This window comes from Thermonema rossianum DSM 10300 (genome assembly GCF_000426825.1).
In the GTDB taxonomy this organism is placed as follows: Bacteria; Bacteroidota; Bacteroidia; order Cytophagales; family Thermonemataceae; genus Thermonema; species Thermonema rossianum.
Genome location: NZ_AUGC01000001.1, coordinates 222387 through 241323 on the forward strand (window position 1 = coordinate 222387; position 18937 = coordinate 241323).

The window sequence follows — 18937 nt, forward strand, 5'->3', positions numbered from 1 at the left end:
TCTTGAAACCGGCTGTGCTACTTTTTAGTTTTGGGGCTCTTGACGGAAGGAGAAGGCAAAGCCTAAAATATCGTCGTTTTCGTCGATGATTGGTTCTACATTCACAATTACATCCACGTGTTTGCGCCCGAGTGTTATTTTCCTGAAAATGCTCCTTCGTTCTTTCATGACTTCGTCCAGTATGCCTTCAACAGCCTTCCGGTCGGCTTCTATGGGTATGGCATTGAGTAAGGAGGTTCGCTTTTCAATGCCCACAGCATAAATGCTTTCTATTTCTTGGCGGAAGCCCTTATTGAAGTTGAGCAGGCGCGCATCCAGGTCCAAAGTAGCAATGGGCAGGGTGCGTTGTTCGATGAGCTGCTCGGTAAGACGCAACACAGCCCGCATGGCTTTTTCTATTTGCTGACGCTCGATTTCTTCCATGCGCAGGCTTAGCAAGTCCATCATAGAAGTTACAAAGCTTTGCTCTTCAATATGCCACTCGCGTGGGGTGCGCACGTGTTCACAGGCAATCATGCCTTTCAGACGGTTGCCTATGCGTATGGGGTAGCACAAGAGCGAAGTAATGCTGGCTGCTGCCAAATACTCCATGGTGAGTTCTTTGGTGCGTGGGTCCACTTGGGCATATTCTGCCACTATGACGGGCTCTTCTTTGAGCGTTTTGAAGAATTTAGGTGCTTTGTCTTCCAACAATATCTTTCCGGAAGTATGTCTGTCGACGGTCTTGTCATAGAGGTCCACGCACTTGAGCTGTCCGTCTTGATATTCCCATACGCTTACGCGCGCCACATTGACCGTATGTGCTACGGCTTTAGTTACTTCTTGCGCAAAAGGACGCAGCCCCTCTTCATCGACACGCTGCGCGCCCAAGGTAGTCAGTATTTCTATTTGCTGACGTAGGCGCTCTTTGCTTTCAATAATAGCCTCTTCATTCTCTTTCTGCTCGGTGATATCCTGGTAAGTGCCGATGATGCCAATGATATTGCCTTCGCTGTCGGTAAATGGTATTTTGCTTACGCGCAGCCATACTTGTTTGCCGTCGGCCTGCACAATAGACTGCAGCACATCGATTTCAGGGATGCCCGTTTCCATTACTTTTTGGTCAGAAGCAATGTAAAATTCTGCTTCGTGTTCATCCCAGAGGTCATAGTCAGTTTTGCCAATGATGTCATCTATACTTTTAGCGCCGATGATTTGTAAGAAACGCTGATTGCAACCTAAGTAGATGGAGTTGCGGTCTTTCCAGAAGACACTGTGCGGCAGGGTGTCGATGATTTTCTGCAGCGTGTCTTTTGACTTGCGCAGTTCTTCTTGCACCTCTTTTTGGCTGGATATATCGCGTACCGAGAATATGCGGATGCGTTGTCCGGCATATTCATGCACTTTGTTGTGTATTTCTATGGGGATGCCTTCGCCGGCTTTGTTTATCAGTATAGCCTCAAAGGGTTTGGCATAGCCTAACTGCATGTTGATGATGGCCAGTGCTTTGCTTTCAGGGTCTAAGTAGTCAAAGAAATACTGTCCGATAAGCTCTTTTTCTGAATAGCCGATAATGCGGCAGAAAGCACTGTTTACATCCTTAATAAAGCCTTTGTCGTGAATGATAATACCTTCTGTGGTGGCCTCGGAAATGGCTTTGAGCCGTTGCTCGCTCTTTTGAATGGCTGTTTCTGCCAGTTTTTGCTCTGTAATGTCTTTGGTAAAGCAAACGATGCCGGTTAGTTGGCCGGACTTATCGTACATCGGGTTGTAGAAGCGAAGATAATAATACTCGTGCTCGATAATTTCGGTTTGTTTTTTCTTTTTACTGAGTCCGACCTCTTTTGTTTCTTTGTAGGTATCTATTTTAGAAAAGGCACCTTTTTCAAGCGCACGTTTAAAGTCCTCTTCGAGCTGGGCTTTCAGTTCAGAGCGTTTGTATTCGAAATCATTGAATATATGTTGCCCTATGGCAGGCATGCTTCCTGTTTCCCGTTTCATGAATTCTGCCCAGCGGGTATTGAAAGAAATAATGCGGAATTGCTCGTCCACAGCCACTATTTCATCTTCGGTGCTCTCCAGGATGGCACGCATACGGGCACTTTCCAGCTCGCGCTCTTTCTCTATCTTTTGCTTTTCGGTAATGTCGCGCAGGATAAGCGCCAAAGCTACTATTTCGTTGCGGGCATCCCGTACAGCTATCACATTACCGATGCAATACACCGGCAAGAAGGTGCGCTGGCTGATAATTTCCAGCTCGCCTTCCCAAAAACCTTTTTCCAGCGCTTGCGGAATGGCCTGTTGAGTAAAGCGTTTCCACTCTGCTTTTTCGAAGAGGTCCTGCAGGCGGGCGCCTTTGCTTAGGGCAATACCATATTGCTTTTCACTGATTTTGTTGGAATAAGTAATGTGGTATTGCAGGTCGGTCATTAAGATGAGGTCGGTGGTGTTGTCGATGATGGCAACAAACTTTTCTTGTTCGGCCTTTTGGCGCTCCAGCTCTTCGTTTTGCTGGCGAATACGGTCTTCTATGCGTTTTTGGCGCGTAATGTCTTGAATGGTACCGTACAGGAAACGCACTTTGCCCCGGTTGACATCCATTTCTTTCTTGATGGACAGCGTAACGTAACGTATTTCGCCATCGCTTTGGCGGATTCGGAACTCTGCGAAGCCCTCATAATTTACGTCTTGCGTTTTGATGGCTTCGGCTAAGGTATCGGAGACCAGCTTGCGGTCTTCTTCTACCACGAACTTGTTGAGGAAGCGGGTAGTGGGCAATTGATAGCCGTTCTCTACTTCACGGTTGGTTTTTAGCAGGTTGTAAAGGTGTTCGTTGGCAATTATCATTTCTTGCTCTATGTCGAGCTTCCAAGGTGCCAAGTTGGCCAGTCGCAAGGCTTCTGACAGCTGCGCTTCTTTTTCTTGCAGTTCCATTGTGCGCTGCCGCACTTGCCGCTCGAGGTTTTCTTTCATGCGCTCCAGCTCTTGCTTGTTGCGCTCCATCTCTTCTTGCGTTTGCGCCAGCTTTTCCAAGCTTTTACGCATCACTTGCTCCTGTTTGCGCATTTGTTCGGTGGCTTCTCGCGATTCTTCCAGAAGCTTGTTCATGCGCGCCGTACGCTTGATGGTGGCAATGGTCGAAGCCACGTTTTCCGCCACCTTTTGCACAAACTCTACTTCATGCTCTTCGAGCTTTTTGAAAGAGGCTATCTCTATGGCACCGTAAGTTTCTTCATGGTCAATGAGGGGCACAATCAGCAAATTTTGTGGTGTGGCTTCGCCCAAGCCGGACGATATTTCGAGATAGTCTTCGGGCAGTTTGTCTAAGTGCAAAGTGTCTTTTTCAAGTACAGCTTGCCCCACGAGGCTTTGCCCCAACTCCAAGCGTTTTTGAAGGTATTTACGTTGGTTATAGGCAAAACCGGCTTTTAATTCAAGATAGCGGTTTCCTTCTTCGTCTTCTTCCAGCACAAACAGACCACCTTGGTCGGCGCCCAAATATTTCACCAAAGAGGCAATGACCTGATAAGCAAGTTCTTCGCTGTCGTTGGTATATTCGCGCAAAATGCCAATAAGCTGTGCAAAGCCTTCGTTTGCCCATTGGCGGCGCTGTTCTTCCTCGGCCAGCTGACGTAACTGCTCGCGCAGCTCCACCAGCGATTTTCCGAGAGCATCTTTGGGGCTTCGGGGTGAAAAGTCAAAATTGAAGTTTCTTTTTCGCAGCTGCTCGGTAAAGCGGGTGGTCTCACGCAGACTGTTGGTGAGGGCATTCAGGTGTTCTGCCAGCTTGCCCAGCTCGTCGGGGGCTTCATACAACACTTTTTTTTCCACGTTGCCTTGTGCCAGCTCGGCGGCCGTCCGGCTGAATGCTTCAACAGGCTTGATGAAGGCGCGGGTAAAGTAAATATAGCCTATGACACAAAGGGCCAGCAGCCCCAACGCCCCCAGTACCATTGCCAGGCGAATGAGAAACTGACGCTTGATATAGTCTTGCACGAGCAACTCGGTGAGTTGGTGGTGGCTTTCTTGCAGTCCGGGATATTGTTCAATAATATTTTGAAAGGCGCGCTCCACTTCCGGGTTGAGCTTTTTCTGCACCTTGGGCGCCACCGTTTCCAATACGATGGTTTGTACTTCCTCGAAGTCTTCAAATACTTCATTGGGCATCTTCATCTGCTGCTCATTCACAACGGTATCCAACACCACTTGTTTTTCAAGCAGCACATTCAGCTCATCGCGATAGCGCTCCCATTGTCTTTTGATTTTATCTAAGATTACCCGTTCGGCGCCTTCAAGAGGAATAACCCGGATACGCTCTGTTTGTATTTGTACCACCCCGCCTTTGTCCAAATAGTTGAGGTTATGGCTGTACTGCTCTATATTCTTTCGTAGTTCTCTTTTGGCTTCCAGCTCTTCGTTCAAAATAAGCGTGGCATAAAAAGTGGTTTCGCGCAGAAGCCGCTCATTGCTACGCGACAGTTCAATAGCGCCGGCATCTTTGCGCAATTCCATGCTCTGCCAAAAAACAATCGAGTAGCTGCACAACACAACCAAAAGCATGGCACCAAAAAGCACTGCCAGCTTTTGTTTTAGACTCAGTTGCTTTATTTTTTGTATCATATTCTACACTCGAGTTAGCTTTCGCATTTATTTTACATCTAAACCCTAAGATAAGGAAAAAATAAAGATTTTATGCCGTGGAGCACGCTGTTTCCTGCAGCAAAGAACCGGAGCACCAAGCGGGAGTTCCGTTGTGTTTGAAAAAAAGAAAGCCATGTTTTGAATGTTTTTTCTCAAAAATCTATTGTATATTTACTACGGGATGTCCTGTGGCATTGTTCTTGGTTGTATGCTTTAAATAAGAAAGAAAAAACAAAAGTTATTATGAAAAGGGAATGGATCTACAAATTGGTATTGGGTTTGTGCTTGCTTATAGGAGTGGAAACCCACGCACAGCATAGCACAGCAGGTATTGTCTTTTTTGAGGGCTCTTGGCAGGAGTTACTTGCCGAGGCAAAGAAAACGGGGAAACCTTTCTTTGTGGATTTCTATACCGACTGGTGCGGACCTTGTAAAATGCTTGAAAAAAATACCTTCCGGAATAAAGAAGTAGGTGATTTTGCCAATAAAAATTATATTGCCTACAGGATAAATGCCGAAAAAGGCGAGGGCATAGAACTGGCCGATAAGTATCGCATACGTGCCTATCCGAGCATTTACTTCTTTGATTCAGAAGGGCGACTGGTTGAAAAAGTGATAGGCTATCACACACCCGATCGCTTCTTATACGTGATGGAGCAAATCTTAGCAAAGATCAAATAAAGGCTTGCAGGGGCAAGCATAAAACAAAAACGGCGGAAAGCTCTCATGGCCTTCCGCCGTTTACTTTTAATTACGGGTTGGTTTTTTATTGCCACATGATGCTGATTTTTTCGGGGCTTATTTCCTTGAATTCGATGACCCACTGCTCGTCACCCACCCGGACGCGCACTTTGCGCTCATCTATCTTTTCCCAACTGCCTTTGACCATCTCATGCGCATCGTTGGGGGCAAGGGTCAGCCAATGAAAGGTGCCGTCTTCATCGAACTTCATGCGTTCGCGAAAGCGGGCCGGCGGCAACGACGTGCCTTCCTTGACATAGACTTCCATGCCATTTTGGTCTTGCTCACGCGCGTGCACCCAAGTCGATTGAAAAATGATACTTTCGTATTGCTTATTTTGCCCGTTGCTGCTGCTTTGTTGGCTTTTTTTACTACATTGATGAGCGGAGGCCACTACCCAAAGGCAGCCGAGCATCGTCAAGATAAACATTTTACAGGATGGTGTTTGCATAGGAAACTTATATTAAATCGTACTTTACAAGCAAGATAATGAATCAAATAGATATGGACAACCGGGCTATAGCACGCCAATTGGAATTATATGCACAACTGCTTGACCTGCACGGAGTGGAACAGAAAGCGCGCGTGTACCATGCTGCTGCTTTCCGGATAGAAAAGCAAGAGGTCCCCGTAGCCGGACTGGCCGTGTCTGACTTGACAAAGCTGCCGGGTATCGGAAAAAGCATTGCCGAAAAAATCAAAGAAATTGTTGAAACAGGTAGTTTCAAAGAGTTGAACGAGCTGTTGGAGCGCACACCCCAAGGATTGCTTGACCTGTTTCAGGTCAAGGGGTTGGGTGTGAAAAAAATCAGGCGGTTGTGGGAAGAGTTGGGCATTGATTCTTTGGAAAGCCTTGAAAAGGCCTGTTTGGAGGGAAAGGTGGCTGCTTTGCCCGGTATGGGTGAAAAGACCCAGCAGGCCATCATGGAAAGCATTGCTTTTTTGAAGCAGACACAGGGCAAGCGCTTGTGGGTACAGGCAGCAGCACGTGCAACCGGCCTGCAAGAGGAAATACAAAACCAATTGAAAACCGAAGTGCAATGTGTAGGGCAGCTGGCACGCAAAGAGCCGGTGGTGTCTGCCATTGAACTGATGGTATTGACTGAGTCGCCGGCTGCCCTGCATGCCTGCTTGCGTAAGATTGACTACCTGAAAGAGACACCTGAAAGCAGTGGGCTTTTCTGTTGGCGGGGCATAGATGAAGGGGCGCAGTTGCCGGTCGAGGTGCATACCGTCACGCCGGAACACCGTGCTTCCATGCACTTGATACTGACGGCCACAGAGGCGCATTTGGGGTATCATCTGAACGGCCAAACCTTGCTTCAAACAGCGCTCAACATGCCGGCTGCCCCATCGGAACAGGCCATTTATGCGCGCTTGGGGGTGCCTTACATCATTCCCGAAATGAGAGAAGGAAAGCACGAATGGGAGTGGGCAAAAAAATACACACCGGAGCAGCTTGTGGAGCGGGAAGACCTGCGGGGGGTGGTGCACGCTCACACAACCTACAGCGACGGCAAAAATACCCTTACCGAAATGGCAGAAGAGGCACGGCGCTTGGGTTACGAATACTTGGGCATCACAGACCACTCGCAGTCGGCTTTTTATGCCAACGGGTTAAGCGAGGAGCGCGTGCGCAAACAGTGGCAAGAAATCGAGCAAATCAACAGCCGGCTACAGGACTTTCAGTTGTTGAAGGGCATTGAGGTGGATATCTTGGCAGATGGCAGCTTGGACTACCCCGATGACTTTCTGGCGCAGTTCGATTTTGTGATTGCTTCTGTCCATTCGGCGCTTTCCACGAGCCGTGAAAAGGCAACTCAACGCTTATTGAAGGCCATTGAAAATCCGCATGTTGATATTTTGGGACACTTGACCGGGCGTATTTTGCTTGCGCGCGAAGGCTATCCGCTCGATATGGAGCAAGTCATACGGGCGTGTGCCGAACATCAGGTGGCCATTGAGGTGAATGCCAGCCCTTCGCGCTCGGACCTGGATTGGGAGTGGATTTTTTATGCCATGGAGCAGGGGGTGAAACTACTGATTACGCCTGACGCACACAGCTGCGAAGAACTGCAGTATATGGATTGGGGCTTGCAATTGGCACGAAAAGGCGGCATGACCAAAGAGGTGTGTCTGAACTGCTTAAGCAGCACGGCTTTTTTGAGTTTTTGCGCAAAAAAAGGCTGAGCGGTTATGTGTGGGGTTGCCGTTATATGGGACAAGCATGCCCGCCTCAACGACCACCCTATGCGGCAAATGCTCAAGCAGCTGAGCAAGCGTGGTCCCGATGATGAACATTTCCTGCAACTACCTCTTACTCATGGACAGTTGTTTATGGGGCACACTTTGCTTCGCTTCTATGAGCATGCGCCCCGCCAACCGGTGCGCAACCCGGCGTATCCGCTTTATCTGGTTTACAACGGGCAGATTTACAACACTACAAAGCTAAGCAGGCGCTTCTCTTTGTCTCATGTACCTTCCGATACGGAGCTGCTTTGGTACTACCTTTATGCACAGACTAATGGAGAGAGTGTACCGGCATTGGAAGGCATGTATGCATGGGTAGCTTACGACCACCTAAATAACCGTTTGCTGTTGGGACGTGATGAACAACTCATCAAGCCCTTATATTACTATGAAGATGAAAACTACTTGATTATTGCATCGGAAATCAAGGCGATTCAGGCAAGTGGTTTGTGTCGCCTTACGCTCTGTGCCCGGCAAATACAGCACTATTGGCGGTTCCGGGCACCGGAAACGGGCAACACTTTCTTCCGGGAAATCAAAGCTTTGCCGGCCGGCATGTGGCAGTTCCCGCTTCAGCCACAAAGGCAACTCACACACCACAAGAAGCGGCTGGGCGAGGTAAACCCTTTGCACTTTACCTATACGCACCTGTCCGAAACACAAATAGTAGAAAGTGCCTATGGTTGGTTATTGGAGGCGGTAGCCATGCAAAGCCGGGTGGGTAGTCCGGCAGTGTGGTTAAGTGGGGGCGTTGATTCTTCTTTGCTGTTGGCTCTATTGCATGAAGGAGGAGAAAAAGCAGTGCCGGCACTGACCATCGTGCCCGGGCAAGAGGGAAAAAGACCGCGCACTGCCACGAAAGATGTTTATTACGCGCAGAAAGTAGCACGTTATTTTCAAGCCGAGTGGCATCCGGTGGAGGTGCGAAGGGATGAATTCCTTGAACAACTGCCCGGCTTTTGGCAGCTTGCAGACCAACCTATTGCCGACCCGGCTACTGCCTTGGTGCACCTATTGGCAGCGCAAACCGCCCCCATAAGCCGCTGTGTGTTGGCGGGCACCGGGGCAGATGAATGGTGGGCCGGTTATGAACGGCACCGGGCATGGGCTTATTATTTGAACCATACCGCCTGGTGGCACCGGCTTGCACGCCTCGCCAAACCATGGGTAAAGCGACTGCCTTTGATGCATGACCGGGTGCGTCAACTGAAAAAATGGCTCTTCCCTCTGACCGGCACGCCGCCCGAATATTTGTACTACGAATGGGCTTCTTTGCGCTTGCCTGCTGCTTTGCCCAAGTACCTGCCACCTTTGCACACAACGGCAGCCGCCCTGCAGTTTGACCGCAATTTTTATTTGCCGCAGGTGCTACTGTCTGCCCAAGATTACTATGCCGGCCGGCATGCCGTGGAAGTACGAGTGCCCTATTTGATGCCTTTTATTTTACGCTTACTGCAACGCTTGCCTGCCGATATGCTTTTAGCCAAGGGCAAGAAGTGGGTATTGAAAACACTCTTGCAGCGCTTAGCCCCCGGCTTGGCACCGGTAGCCAAGCGCAGAAAAGAAGGCTTCGGGGTGCCTCTGGGAGACTGGATGCGCCAAACGGCTGACGCCTCTTTGTGGGCTGTGTTTCGAAATGCCCAAGCCCCTGTTTATGAGCATATTGACTTTGAAGATGTGCAGGCATTATGGAAACAACATCTTCACCACCACGATGACTTTACGCATGAACTATGGGCGGTGCTGCAGATGAATGCGTTTTTGCAGGCTCAATAGCGAGGTGCTTTTTAGCACCCCGCTTGTATGTTTTTTGATAAAAAAGCCCTTCCGGCGCGTTGTTTTTCATGCCAAAATTCCTTAGCTTATCTAAACATTTAGATTTTATTTTTAAACCATCTAAACACAAGGCTTATGGCAGCAGAACTGTTGAAAATACACCCGCAAAATCCGGAAGAGCGCAAAATACGGAAGGTAGTGGAATGCCTGAAGGAAGGGGGCGTGATTATTTACCCTACCGACACGGTTTATGGCATTGGTTGCGATATCCACAAGAAGCAGGCTGTGGAACGTCTATGCAGAATCAAAGGTGTGGACCCCAAAAAAGCACGGCTTTCTTTTATTTGTCATGACCTGAGCCATATTGCCGAGTATGCCAAGGTGGAAACGCCTATTTTTAAAATCATGAAGAAAGCACTGCCCGGACCTTTTACCTTTATTTTGCCTGCCAACAGCAAAGCCCCCGACGGCGTGCTTTATAAGCGCAACACCGTAGGTATTCGTGTGCCCGACCACCCCATTCCGCGCATGATAGTAGAGCAGCTTGGAAATCCCATCATCACTTCGTCGATTCATGATGAAGACGAAATCATAGAATACACCACAGACCCACAAGAAATTTACGAGCGCTTTAAGCATTTGGTGGATATTGTCATTGATGGCGGACCGGGCAACAACGTGCCTTCTACTATTGTGGATTGCTCAAATGGAGAGGTAGAGGTAATACGCGAGGGTGCAGGCGACATTTCCATGTATGTATAGGCAGAGAAAGCAATGCAGTTTGTAGTAAAGGTAATATCCATAGAACAAGGAAAAACCCTTTTTATTCATCGTTTTCAGCGTTTCGAGCAAGCATATGAATTTTATTGGATGCTCAATGGAACGATTTTTTTCGAAAAAGTATGTGTAAAACTGTTGACTGCCGACTACGAGTTGATTAGTTCGTTTGAGAGCCGTGCGCCCGACCAAATCAACAATCGTTAGGCTGTCAGCAGCAGTAGAAATGGATACAGAAAGGCGCTATCGCTCACGATGCGGTAGCGTTCTTTTTTAGAAAAAAAAGAAGGATAGCGAACCACTGCCCACAAGGTAGTTGCCATTGCCCAAAGCACAAGCATCAAAGCCGGGTGTTGCCACAAAGCGGCAGCCAGCAAGGCTGCCCAGATGATGAGCGTAACAATCAAACGGTGCATGTGCCGGTCAGGCAACCATTGAGCCAGCGAGCGTTGTCCGTCTTTTTGGTCGGAATGCCGCTCATACATGGCAATGATGAGCAAATTGGCCCATGCCAGCAGCAGCAGACTGCCCCCCAGCAAGTAAGTGTCGCCTGTAAGGCAACGCAGCCGGCAAGCTGCCCAGTGCCACAAGCCGGCGCCGGCTATATAAATAGCAGCCACGCGCAGCTCTTTACTGACATCAACCCAGCAATAAGGCAGCAGTTCCAAAGCAAAGTGTATGGCTGAAAACAGCCCTAAGCCCAAGCCGGCATAAATAACCGGAGCAGGTGCCCACCGCCATAAAAGCCACACATCGACCACCAACAACAGTCCGCCCACCGCAGTTAGAGGCTTAAAAAAACGTTGGTGAACACGATGACGGAAGGTATGTGCACGATGACGGATGCGCAGGGCATCCCATAAGTGGTCAGCCGTGTAAATAAGCCACACCGAAATACCCAGTATCAAATAGGGGGGCAGTTGTGTGAGTGCTTGCTGCGACAAGTAGCTGAAAGCATACAGAACCGCACAGGCACTCAAACAAACATCGATGCTTAGGGCACGCAGCCATTTCCATAAGGTGCACATGTTCACAGGCTTTTTACAAAAATAGTGCATTGAAATTTCTACCTTTCATCAAAAGCCTGTACATTTGTTGAAACGACTTATCCAGAAAGACCGAGGCAATGGGGCCGTTGACGTCTTAGCAACCATGCACGCCCGTGCATAAGGTGCTAATTCCCACCCTCTCGCTGTGTGGAGGGAAAGATAAGTCAGCTTCGAGCCGTCGCTGATTTTTCTGTGCATAAGTCCACCGGTGGTATCACCTTTTTTCTGCTTGCCAAACAGAAAGAAGTTTGTTTTTACTTTTTAATTAAACCAACAGCTATGAGTGTACATCCTATTGAAGAGGCATTGAAGCAGCGCATCTTGGTATTAGATGGTGCCATGGGCACCATGATTCAGCGCTACAAGCTCACCGAAGCCGACTATCGCGGTGAGCGCTTCCGCGATTTCCCCCACGAGCTTAAGGGAAACAATGACCTCTTATCTTTGACACAGCCGCATATCATTCAGGAAATTCATGAGCAGTATTTGAAGGCCGGTGCCGACATCATCGAAACCAACACCTTCAACAGTACCGCCATCTCACAAGCCGACTACCATTTGCAAGAGGTGGTATATGAGCTGAATTATGCTTCGGCGCGTTTGGCGAAAGAGGTAGCCCGCCGCTTTACGGACAAGCCCCGCTGGGTGGCCGGTTCCATAGGACCCACCAACCGGACTGCTTCCCTTTCGCCCGACGTGAACCGGCCGGCTTATCGTGCCATTACCTTCGACGAGCTTGTGGAGGCCTACTACGAGCAGGTGCGCGGACTGGTAGAGGGGGGCGTCGATTTACTGCTGGTTGAAACCGTCTTCGACACACTGAACGCCAAAGCAGCTCTTTTTGCCATTGAAAAGTACTTCGAAGACAGCGGCAAAGCCCCTTTGCCGGTGATGCTTTCGGGCACCATTACCGATGCCAGCGGGCGCACCTTGTCGGGGCAAACCGTTGAAGCTTTTTTGGTGTCTTTGTCGCACTTCCCCTTGCTAAGCATTGGACTGAACTGTGCCTTGGGGGCAGACCTGATGCGCCCCTATGTGGAGACCTTGGCCAAACAAGCCCCTTTTTTCACTTCGGCACATCCCAACGCGGGTTTGCCCAATGCCTTTGGACAATATGACCACACGCCCGAAATCATGGGGCAAATGATAGAGGAGTTTTTGCGCGAAGGCTGGTTGAATATCGTAGGGGGGTGTTGTGGCACCACGCCGGAACATATCCGCCTGATTGCCGGGCTGGCACAACGTTATGCCCCGCGGCAGCGCCCTGCCAAGCGCCATGTGACAGCGCTGAGCGGCTTGGAGCCCTTGTATGTAAACGAGGTCACGGGCTTTGTCAACATAGGGGAGCGCACCAACGTATCGGGCTCTCGCAAGTTTGCCCGCTTGATTCGGGAAGGGAACTACGAAGAAGCCCTGTCGGTAGCACGCCAGCAGGTGGAAAACGGTGCGCAGATGATCGACGTCAATATGGACGAAGGCATGCTTGATGCCGAGGCTGCCATGACCCACTTCCTGAATCTGATTGCTTCGGAGCCGGACATTGCCCGTGTGCCGGTGATGATTGACTCTTCGAAGTGGAGTGTATTGGAGGCAGGCTTGAAATGTGTGCAGGGCAAGGCAGTGGTTAATTCTTTGTCTTTGAAAGATGGCGAGGAAGAGTTTTTACGGCGTGCGCGCTTGGCACGTCGCTATGGGGCTGCCGTGGTAGTGATGGCTTTCGATGAGCGGGGGCAAGCCGACACCTTCGAACGGCGCATTGAAATTTGTGAGCGTGCTTACCGCTTGCTCACCGGGCGCCTGAATTTCCCCCCGGAGGATATCATCTTCGACCCCAATGTGTTGACTGTGGGCACCGGCATTGCCGAGCACGCCAACTATGCCCTTGACTTTGTGCGGGCTGTGGCATGGATAAAGCAAAACTTGCCCCATGCCAAAACCAGTGGTGGCATCAGTAACGTATCTTTTTCTTTTCGTGGCAACGACCGCGTGCGCGAAGCCATGCACTCGGCTTTCTTATATGAAGCCATTCGCGCCGGCTTGGATATGGGCATTGTGAATGCCGGCATGATAGAAGTGTATGAAGAAATTCCCAAAGACCTGCTCGAACACGTCGAAGATGTGTTGTGGAACCGCCGCCCCGATGCCACCGAACGGCTCATTGCTTTTGCCGAAACGCTCAAGAGCGATGGGGCGCAAGTCGAAAAGCAAGCCGAAGCCTGGCGGGAAGGCAGTGTCGAGGAGCGCCTTAAACACGCTTTGGTCAAAGGCATCACGGACTACATAGAAGCCGACACCGAAGAAGCACGCCGCAAGTACGGTTCCCCTTTAAAAGTCATAGAAGGTCCACTGATGGACGGCATGCGGGTTGTGGGCGATTTGTTTGGCGCCGGTAAAATGTTTTTGCCACAAGTGGTAAAAAGTGCCCGGGTCATGAAAAAATCCGTGGCTTACCTGATTCCTTTTCTTGAAGCAGAAAAACAGCAAAACCCACACAACAGTGCCGCCGGCAAAATACTATTGGCTACCGTGAAAGGCGATGTGCACGACATAGGAAAAAACATCGTAGGCGTAGTGCTGGCTTGCAATAACTACGAAATCATCGATTTGGGCGTGATGGTGCCTGCCAATAAAATCATCGAGGAAGCCAAAAAACAAAAGGTAGATATCATCGGGTTGAGTGGCCTGATTACCCCCAGCCTTGACGAAATGGTGCATGTAGCAAAAGAAATGGAGCGCGAAGGCATGAAAGTGCCTTTATTGATTGGAGGGGCTACCACTTCACGGGCGCACACAGCCGTGAAAATAGCGCCGCACTATAGCGCGCCGGTGGTGCACGTACTGGATGCCGGGCGTAGTGTGCCGGTGGTGAGCGCCCTGTTGGGCGAAGAAAAAGCTTCTTTTGTGGATAGCATATCGAAGGAATACGAAGCCTTGCGGAAGCAATATGAGCGTAAGCAGCACACCAAAGACCTGTTACCCATAGAAGAGGCACGTGCCAACCGCCCGGCAATAGATTGGCAGCTTTCGCCTATCTATGAGCCACGGCAGCCCGGCATTCACTATCTGATGGACTACCCCATAGAAGAAATTGCCGCCTACATAGATTGGACGCCTTTCTTCTGGGCATGGGAGTTGAAAGGCAAATACCCCGCCATTTTGGAAGATGAAACCTATGGGCAAGAAGCCCGCAAGCTCTTGTCCGATGCCCGGCAGATGCTACAGGAAATTATTCAGAAAAAGCGTTTGAAAGCCCATGCCGCTTTTGCCCTGCTGCCTGCCAATGCCGTGGGCGATGATATTGTGGTATATGACACACAAGCCAAAGTCCAAGGTCCTGTCGTTTATGCGGGCATTTCCTTGCCTTTGCCTGTGAAAACAGTTTTTCACATGCTGCGCGAGCAAAAACGAAAGGCGCAAGGCTTGCCTAATCTGTCATTGGCTGATTTTGTAGCGCCCGTTACTTCCGGCCGTGTCGATTATATCGGTTGTTTTGCCGTGACTACCGGCATCGGCTTGGATGCGTGGGTTCAGCAATTGGAAGCGGAGCACGACGATTATCGCGCCATCATGGCTAAAGCACTGGCAGACCGTCTGGCAGAAGCCTTTGCTGAGTTGTTGCATGCGCGTGTGCGGCGTGAGTTCTGGGGATATGCTGCCCAAGAAAAGCTATCGATGGAAGAGATTATTGCCGAGAAGTACCAAGGAATTCGTCCGGCAGCCGGCTACCCCGCTTGTCCCGACCATACGGAAAAGCGCTTGATTTTCGACTTGCTCCGGGCAGAAGAAAAGCTGGGCGTCGCCTTGACCGAAAGCTATGCCATGTATCCTACTGCTTCGGTGAGTGGCTGGTATTTTGCCCATCCCGAATCGCGCTATTTTGGTATAGGTAAGATTGGCTCCGATCAGTTGCAAGATTATGCAAAGCGTAAGGGCTTGGAATTGAGTGAAATGGAAAAATGGCTCCGCCCTTATTTGAATGAATAGAAACGTGGGAAGTGTGTAAGTTTAAGGCATGGATTTTGCTGTTTTTATCTTGTTCAACCCTAAATTCTCAAAATTATGAAAAGGTTTTTGTATCCTTTATTTTCTTTGACTCTGATGATATTGTTGCTGACTGCCTGCAAAGGCGACAAAGGCGACCCGGGTATTCCGGGACCTGCCGGTGCGCAGAATGACAGCTCTGCACTATTGTTTGATGTGGGTGAAGTACAAGTTGTGTTGCGTGATGCTTATTACGCCGATAGCACACCGGTGGGGGGAACGCCCGACCCCGATACGCTGCTTGTGAAGTATCATTTCGGAAAGCCTTTCCTTGAGCTTAAACCTTCCGGACCGGGCTATCCATCAGGAATAGATATAGATTTGATAGATTCAACCTTGCTTAACAATGTGAGAATGTACATGGAGTTTTTACAAGGGGCTTCTCTTGAGAGCATCACTATAGAAGAAGTACAAAGCCTAAATATTGAAGTAACCCACGACATAAAAACGCAGGGTAAAGTTAAGCGCTGGCAGGGCAATGTTTATTTTTTCCCAGGAGGGCAAAATTTGACAATCAATAAGCTTGCATATGATGCTGCCACGGAAATGCTTTCTTTTGAAATTACATTGACCTTTGACCAGGTAGCATCGGACCCCCAAGGGCTCAACTCCAAGAATACAAGTGCTGTCGTTTCCGGTAAGGTGCACGTGTTGGAAGTTGTTTACAGACCCTGATTTTATAAATGCTTTAAAACGTGAATGCCCTCGAAACCTTTCTTGGTTTTGAGGGTTTTTTGTATGTTTACTATCAAAAATACTTTTCGTGTACAGCAATATGTATATCATCAAAGTAAAGGGCAAAGCAAAAATTCCGGATTATATTCAAATCCGCGACGATAACTTTGTATTGGTTGCTTATTTCCGCGCCGATCGCCCGCTGAAAGATAAAGATTTGGAAAAGCTGAATCTTGTAGGTAAAGAAGCAGCACTCAGACAGTTGATAGAGCAGATTCCCTATGGGAAGCTGCAAAAATTAGACTTGTGAATATGATGGACAACCACCCGGATATAGTTGTGAGCGTCAAAGGGGCTACTATTTATCAAAATGGTATGCCGGTGCTCAGCGATGTGTATTTCGACGTGCACAAAGGCGAGTTTGTGTATATCGTAGGGCGTACGGGCAGTGGTAAAAGCTCGTTGCTGAAAACCCTGTATGCCGATTTGCCACTTTACAAAGGCGATGCACAAGTGGCCGGCATTCAATTGTTCAATATCAAGCGAAAAGAAATACCGAAACTGCGCCGGCGTATTGGTATTGTCTTTCAGGACTTTCAGCTATTGATGGATCGCAGTGTGGCAGAAAACCTCTTTTTCGTGATGCGGGCAACCGGCTGGCGCAGTACAGCCAAAATGAAACAACGCATGAATGAAGTATTGCTACGGGTGGGGTTAAGCGGGGCGGCTGCCAAGATGCCCCATCAGCTGTCAGGCGGTGAGCAGCAGCGGGTGGTTATTGCCCGTGCTTTATTGAATGAGCCGGCTATTCTCATTGCCGACGAGCCTACCGGCAATTTGGATCCGGCAGTGGGGGAAGAAATTATGGATTTGTTTATGAAGATTAACCGTAGTGGCACGGCTGTCTTGATGGCAACCCACAATTACCACTTCATAGAACAATTCCCGGCACGTGTGCTGAAATGTGAGCATGGCACCTTGCTTGATTCCAACCTGCAGGATTTCGACTTGAAAACCTTATTATAGCTTAGCTTAATCACCGGCAGGTATTTGGCAAAATAAAAACAGGTAAGAACCCGGTTCCTACCTGTTTCTTTATGGTTGTTTGGCAACAGTGTTTCATTGCATACCGCGCAGCTCATCTACCGGGCGACGCTCACCGTCTTTGTATCCTTGCACATAAGCATCTTTGATGCCCAGCTTGCGCACGGCATCGCGGAAAGCGACGGCATCTTCATAGCTGCGGAAGATGCCAAGTGTATAATAGCGGTTGACGGTATTTCCCGAGGCGTCTTCATCGGTAAAAGAGAGCTGTACTTTGAAGAAGATACCTTTCTCTTCGTTTTTGCGCTGTGCGTTCTCCTCTATTTGGCGCTTCAGCTGCTGGTTACGGCTTTCCAAGGCGCTGATTTGATTGTCTTTGGTTGCCAGCTGGTCGCGTAGCTCTTGAAGCTCTGCCTCTAAGGTACGCAGTTCTTGGTTAAGCTGGTCTTTTTCCTCGTGCATGGCTTTCAAATCCTCTAAGGAAGTGGATTTGAGTTTCTTTTTCCACTCCTTATAGATTTTCTTTTCTTCTTTGCTCATGCGCTGTGCTTGCAGGTGGCCACCTACAAGAACAAAGCTTATTATCAGTAAAATAAATCTCATGATTTTATGGCGTTTAAATTCTTTTTATTCGATTCAACATAAAGCTTTTTTATAGAATGCCTTCCAAGGCTTCCTTGATATCCACGCGCACACCATCGCGATAGGCCACAATCCAGGCATCTTTGATACCCATGCTTTGTAAATATTTTTTGAATTTGTCGGCCTCCCAATAATCATTGAAATATCCGATGGTGTATTTTTTTATCCCCCCTTCATCTTCCACCTTCATATCGGCCTCTTGTGTAATGCGGCTGCTTAGGTCAATACGCTCATAGGCTCCTACCTGTACCCGGAAGTACACACCGCGCTCGTCCGGTCCCTGGCGGCTGGTGGCATCTACTTCTTGGCGCTGTTGCTCCAGCTGTTGGTTCTCTTCACGCAGCTGAGCAAGGCGGCTATCTTTCTCACTTAGCTGTGAGCGTAGCATTTCCAACTCTTGTCTGGTTTGATTGATTTTTTCCTTGATTTCTTCTTGTTCTTCCACCATTTGCTTAAAAGCCAGTGGGTTCATGGCTTTCTTTTTCTTTTTCCACGCTTTTTTTTCTGCTTTGCTCATTTGAGCAAAAGCCGGCGAGGAGGGATTCAGGCATAAAAAACCCCCCAGTAGAAGCATGAGTAAGCTTGTTTTAAATACTTTCATAGGTCAGTAGATTCTAAAAAACAGACAGAACATTTGAAAATTACGGTTAAAGTACGAAAAAGTTGTCATTTATGTGGTAGTAATTACATTATCTTTTGCTGCAGTCTTCTACCTCGCCGCCCAAAATAATGGCAAGTGCATCTTTCATATCCATAGGGATACCATTGCAAAAAGCAATGATTTCGGGATTGGGAATGCCCAGCTGCAGCAGATGTTTCCGGAAGTTTTCAGCCAGCCAATAATCTTTGAAGTAACCCACTACATAAAAGGTTTCATTGTCATATTGATAGGCATGCATATCTGTATTTTTTAATATTCTGTCAGGGATTTCCACGCCCTTGACCACGCCCTGAAAGCGTATGCGCATATAAACCCCCTGACGCACACTCGGAAGCGGGCGCGAGGCGTTAATTTCACGCACTTCTTCTTCCAGCAACCGGTTCTCGTTACGAAGCCGCATAAGTAGCTGCTCCTTTTCTATAATAGCGGTACGGAGTGCCTGTACTTCTTTTTGTTTGTTTGCTTTTATGCGTCGTAGTGAGTCGTTGCCTTCTACAAGTGCCTTGAATTCAAGAGGTGATGTTTTTTTGTAAATATTGTACCAATGCTTGGCTTCTTCGCGTGACATCTGTGCAATTGCACCGGGGGCGTTTGCCAAAAAGAAGTATATAGTAAGAGAAAAAAACAAAAGCTTCATAAAGGGCATTTTTTTAGTCCTAAA

Annotated in this window: 15 protein-coding genes and 1 riboswitch; of the genes, 9 read left to right on the top strand and 6 right to left on the bottom strand. The window is 48.7% G+C overall.

Going from position 1 to position 18937, the window contains the following annotated elements:
• Window positions 1-24: 24 nt before the first annotated feature.
• On the bottom strand, window positions 25-4599 hold the full coding sequence (locus tag K384_RS13175; protein ID WP_051632992.1) for a PAS domain S-box protein: 4575 nt from the start codon (window positions 4597-4599) through the stop codon (window positions 25-27).
• A 264-nt stretch (window positions 4600-4863) separates the two neighbouring features.
• Here K384_RS13175 and K384_RS01050 point away from each other — a divergent pair, with 264 nt between their 5' ends.
• Complete coding sequence (locus K384_RS01050; protein WP_038028521.1) at window positions 4864-5301, top strand: thioredoxin family protein; 438 nt, start codon at window positions 4864-4866, stop codon at window positions 5299-5301.
• A gap of 85 nt (window positions 5302-5386) precedes the next feature.
• Here K384_RS01050 and K384_RS01055 read toward each other — a convergent pair whose 3' ends face one another.
• Window positions 5387-5791 (bottom strand): hypothetical protein, encoded by a 405-nt coding sequence (locus tag K384_RS01055; protein ID WP_038028522.1) that lies wholly within the window; start codon window positions 5789-5791, stop codon window positions 5387-5389.
• Window positions 5792-5850: 59 nt separating this feature from the next.
• Between K384_RS01055 and K384_RS01060 the strand changes: the two genes are divergently transcribed.
• From K384_RS01060 to K384_RS01075, 4 genes are all read left to right on the top strand, one after another.
• On the top strand, window positions 5851-7551 hold the full coding sequence (locus K384_RS01060) for a helix-hairpin-helix domain-containing protein (RefSeq protein WP_051632993.1): 1701 nt from the start codon (window positions 5851-5853) through the stop codon (window positions 7549-7551).
• A 6-nt stretch (window positions 7552-7557) separates the two neighbouring features.
• A complete protein-coding gene (locus tag K384_RS01065) occupies window positions 7558-9387 on the top strand; it encodes an asparagine synthetase B family protein (protein ID WP_038028523.1) in 1830 nt (609 codons plus the stop codon).
• A 135-nt stretch (window positions 9388-9522) separates the two neighbouring features.
• Entirely contained in the window at window positions 9523-10149 is a 627-nt protein-coding gene (locus K384_RS01070) for an L-threonylcarbamoyladenylate synthase (protein ID WP_038028524.1), read from the top strand.
• Window positions 10150-10161: 12 nt separating this feature from the next.
• Entirely contained in the window at window positions 10162-10371 is a 210-nt protein-coding gene (locus K384_RS01075) for a hypothetical protein (protein WP_038028525.1), read from the top strand.
• Here the strand turns inward: K384_RS01075 and K384_RS01080 are convergent.
• Complete coding sequence (locus K384_RS01080) at window positions 10368-11192, bottom strand: hypothetical protein (protein ID WP_038028527.1); 825 nt, start codon at window positions 11190-11192, stop codon at window positions 10368-10370. The genes K384_RS01075 and K384_RS01080 overlap by 4 nt on opposite strands.
• Window positions 11193-11266: 74 nt before the next feature.
• Window positions 11267-11379, top strand: a riboswitch (SAM riboswitch).
• 113 nt (window positions 11380-11492) lie between these two features.
• On the opposite strand from K384_RS01080, the gene metH reads away from it, so the two are divergent.
• From metH to K384_RS01100, 4 genes are all read left to right on the top strand, one after another.
• Complete coding sequence (metH, locus tag K384_RS01085) at window positions 11493-15197, top strand: methionine synthase (protein ID WP_038028528.1); 3705 nt, start codon at window positions 11493-11495, stop codon at window positions 15195-15197.
• 75 nt (window positions 15198-15272) lie between these two features.
• On the top strand, window positions 15273-15929 hold the full coding sequence (locus K384_RS01090) for a hypothetical protein (protein ID WP_157629998.1): 657 nt from the start codon (window positions 15273-15275) through the stop codon (window positions 15927-15929).
• Window positions 15930-16029: 100 nt separating this feature from the next.
• Window positions 16030-16239, top strand: a complete 210-nt coding sequence (locus K384_RS01095; protein ID WP_038028532.1) for a hypothetical protein — start codon at window positions 16030-16032, stop codon at window positions 16237-16239.
• A gap of 5 nt (window positions 16240-16244) precedes the next feature.
• Window positions 16245-16955 carry a cell division ATP-binding protein FtsE gene (locus K384_RS01100; RefSeq protein WP_157630014.1) on the top strand — a complete coding sequence of 237 codons (711 nt, stop codon included), beginning with the start codon at window positions 16245-16247 and terminating at the stop codon, window positions 16953-16955.
• A gap of 93 nt (window positions 16956-17048) precedes the next feature.
• Here the strand turns inward: K384_RS01100 and K384_RS01105 are convergent, their stop codons facing one another.
• The 3 genes from K384_RS01105 to K384_RS01115 all read right to left on the bottom strand — a co-directional run bounded on the left by K384_RS01105 (window position 17049) and on the right by K384_RS01115 (window position 18913).
• A complete protein-coding gene (locus tag K384_RS01105) occupies window positions 17049-17576 on the bottom strand; it encodes a hypothetical protein (RefSeq protein ID WP_038028536.1) in 528 nt (175 codons plus the stop codon).
• A 49-nt stretch (window positions 17577-17625) separates the two neighbouring features.
• Window positions 17626-18189, bottom strand: coding sequence for a hypothetical protein (locus tag K384_RS01110; protein ID WP_038028538.1), 564 nt, complete (start codon window positions 18187-18189; stop codon window positions 17626-17628).
• 115 nt (window positions 18190-18304) lie between these two features.
• The gene (locus K384_RS01115) at window positions 18305-18913 is read right to left on the bottom strand and encodes a hypothetical protein (RefSeq protein WP_038028540.1); all 609 of its coding nucleotides are present in this window, start codon (window positions 18911-18913) and stop codon (window positions 18305-18307) included.
• Window positions 18914-18937: the final 24 nt, after the last annotated feature.

What these genes read in the sequence shown, in the direction of transcription:
- K384_RS01060 (WP_051632993.1), top strand. Translation starts at nt 5,851, where the DNA reads ATGAATCAAATAGATATGGACAACCGGGCTATAGCACGCCAATTGGAA.
- K384_RS01095 (WP_038028532.1), top strand. Translation starts at nt 16,030, where the DNA reads ATGTATATCATCAAAGTAAAGGGCAAAGCAAAAATTCCGGATTATATT.
- K384_RS01050 (WP_038028521.1), top strand. Translation starts at nt 4,864, where the DNA reads ATGAAAAGGGAATGGATCTACAAATTGGTATTGGGTTTGTGCTTGCTT.
- K384_RS01115 (WP_038028540.1), bottom strand. Translation starts at nt 18,913, where the DNA reads ATGAAGCTTTTGTTTTTTTCTCTTACTATATACTTCTTTTTGGCAAAC.
- metH (WP_038028528.1), top strand. Translation starts at nt 11,493, where the DNA reads ATGAGTGTACATCCTATTGAAGAGGCATTGAAGCAGCGCATCTTGGTA.
- K384_RS01110 (WP_038028538.1), bottom strand. Translation starts at nt 18,189, where the DNA reads ATGCTTCTACTGGGGGGTTTTTTATGCCTGAATCCCTCCTCGCCGGCT.
- K384_RS01090 (WP_157629998.1), top strand. Translation starts at nt 15,273, where the DNA reads ATGAAAAGGTTTTTGTATCCTTTATTTTCTTTGACTCTGATGATATTG.
- K384_RS01065 (WP_038028523.1), top strand. Translation starts at nt 7,558, where the DNA reads ATGTGTGGGGTTGCCGTTATATGGGACAAGCATGCCCGCCTCAACGAC.
- K384_RS01105 (WP_038028536.1), bottom strand. Translation starts at nt 17,576, where the DNA reads ATGAGATTTATTTTACTGATAATAAGCTTTGTTCTTGTAGGTGGCCAC.
- K384_RS01100 (WP_157630014.1), top strand. Translation starts at nt 16,245, where the DNA reads ATGGACAACCACCCGGATATAGTTGTGAGCGTCAAAGGGGCTACTATT.
- K384_RS01055 (WP_038028522.1), bottom strand. Translation starts at nt 5,791, where the DNA reads ATGTTTATCTTGACGATGCTCGGCTGCCTTTGGGTAGTGGCCTCCGCT.
- K384_RS01070 (WP_038028524.1), top strand. Translation starts at nt 9,523, where the DNA reads ATGGCAGCAGAACTGTTGAAAATACACCCGCAAAATCCGGAAGAGCGC.
- K384_RS01080 (WP_038028527.1), bottom strand. Translation starts at nt 11,192, where the DNA reads ATGTGCACCTTATGGAAATGGCTGCGTGCCCTAAGCATCGATGTTTGT.
- K384_RS01075 (WP_038028525.1), top strand. Translation starts at nt 10,162, where the DNA reads ATGCAGTTTGTAGTAAAGGTAATATCCATAGAACAAGGAAAAACCCTT.
- K384_RS13175 (WP_051632992.1), bottom strand. Translation starts at nt 4,599, where the DNA reads ATGATACAAAAAATAAAGCAACTGAGTCTAAAACAAAAGCTGGCAGTG.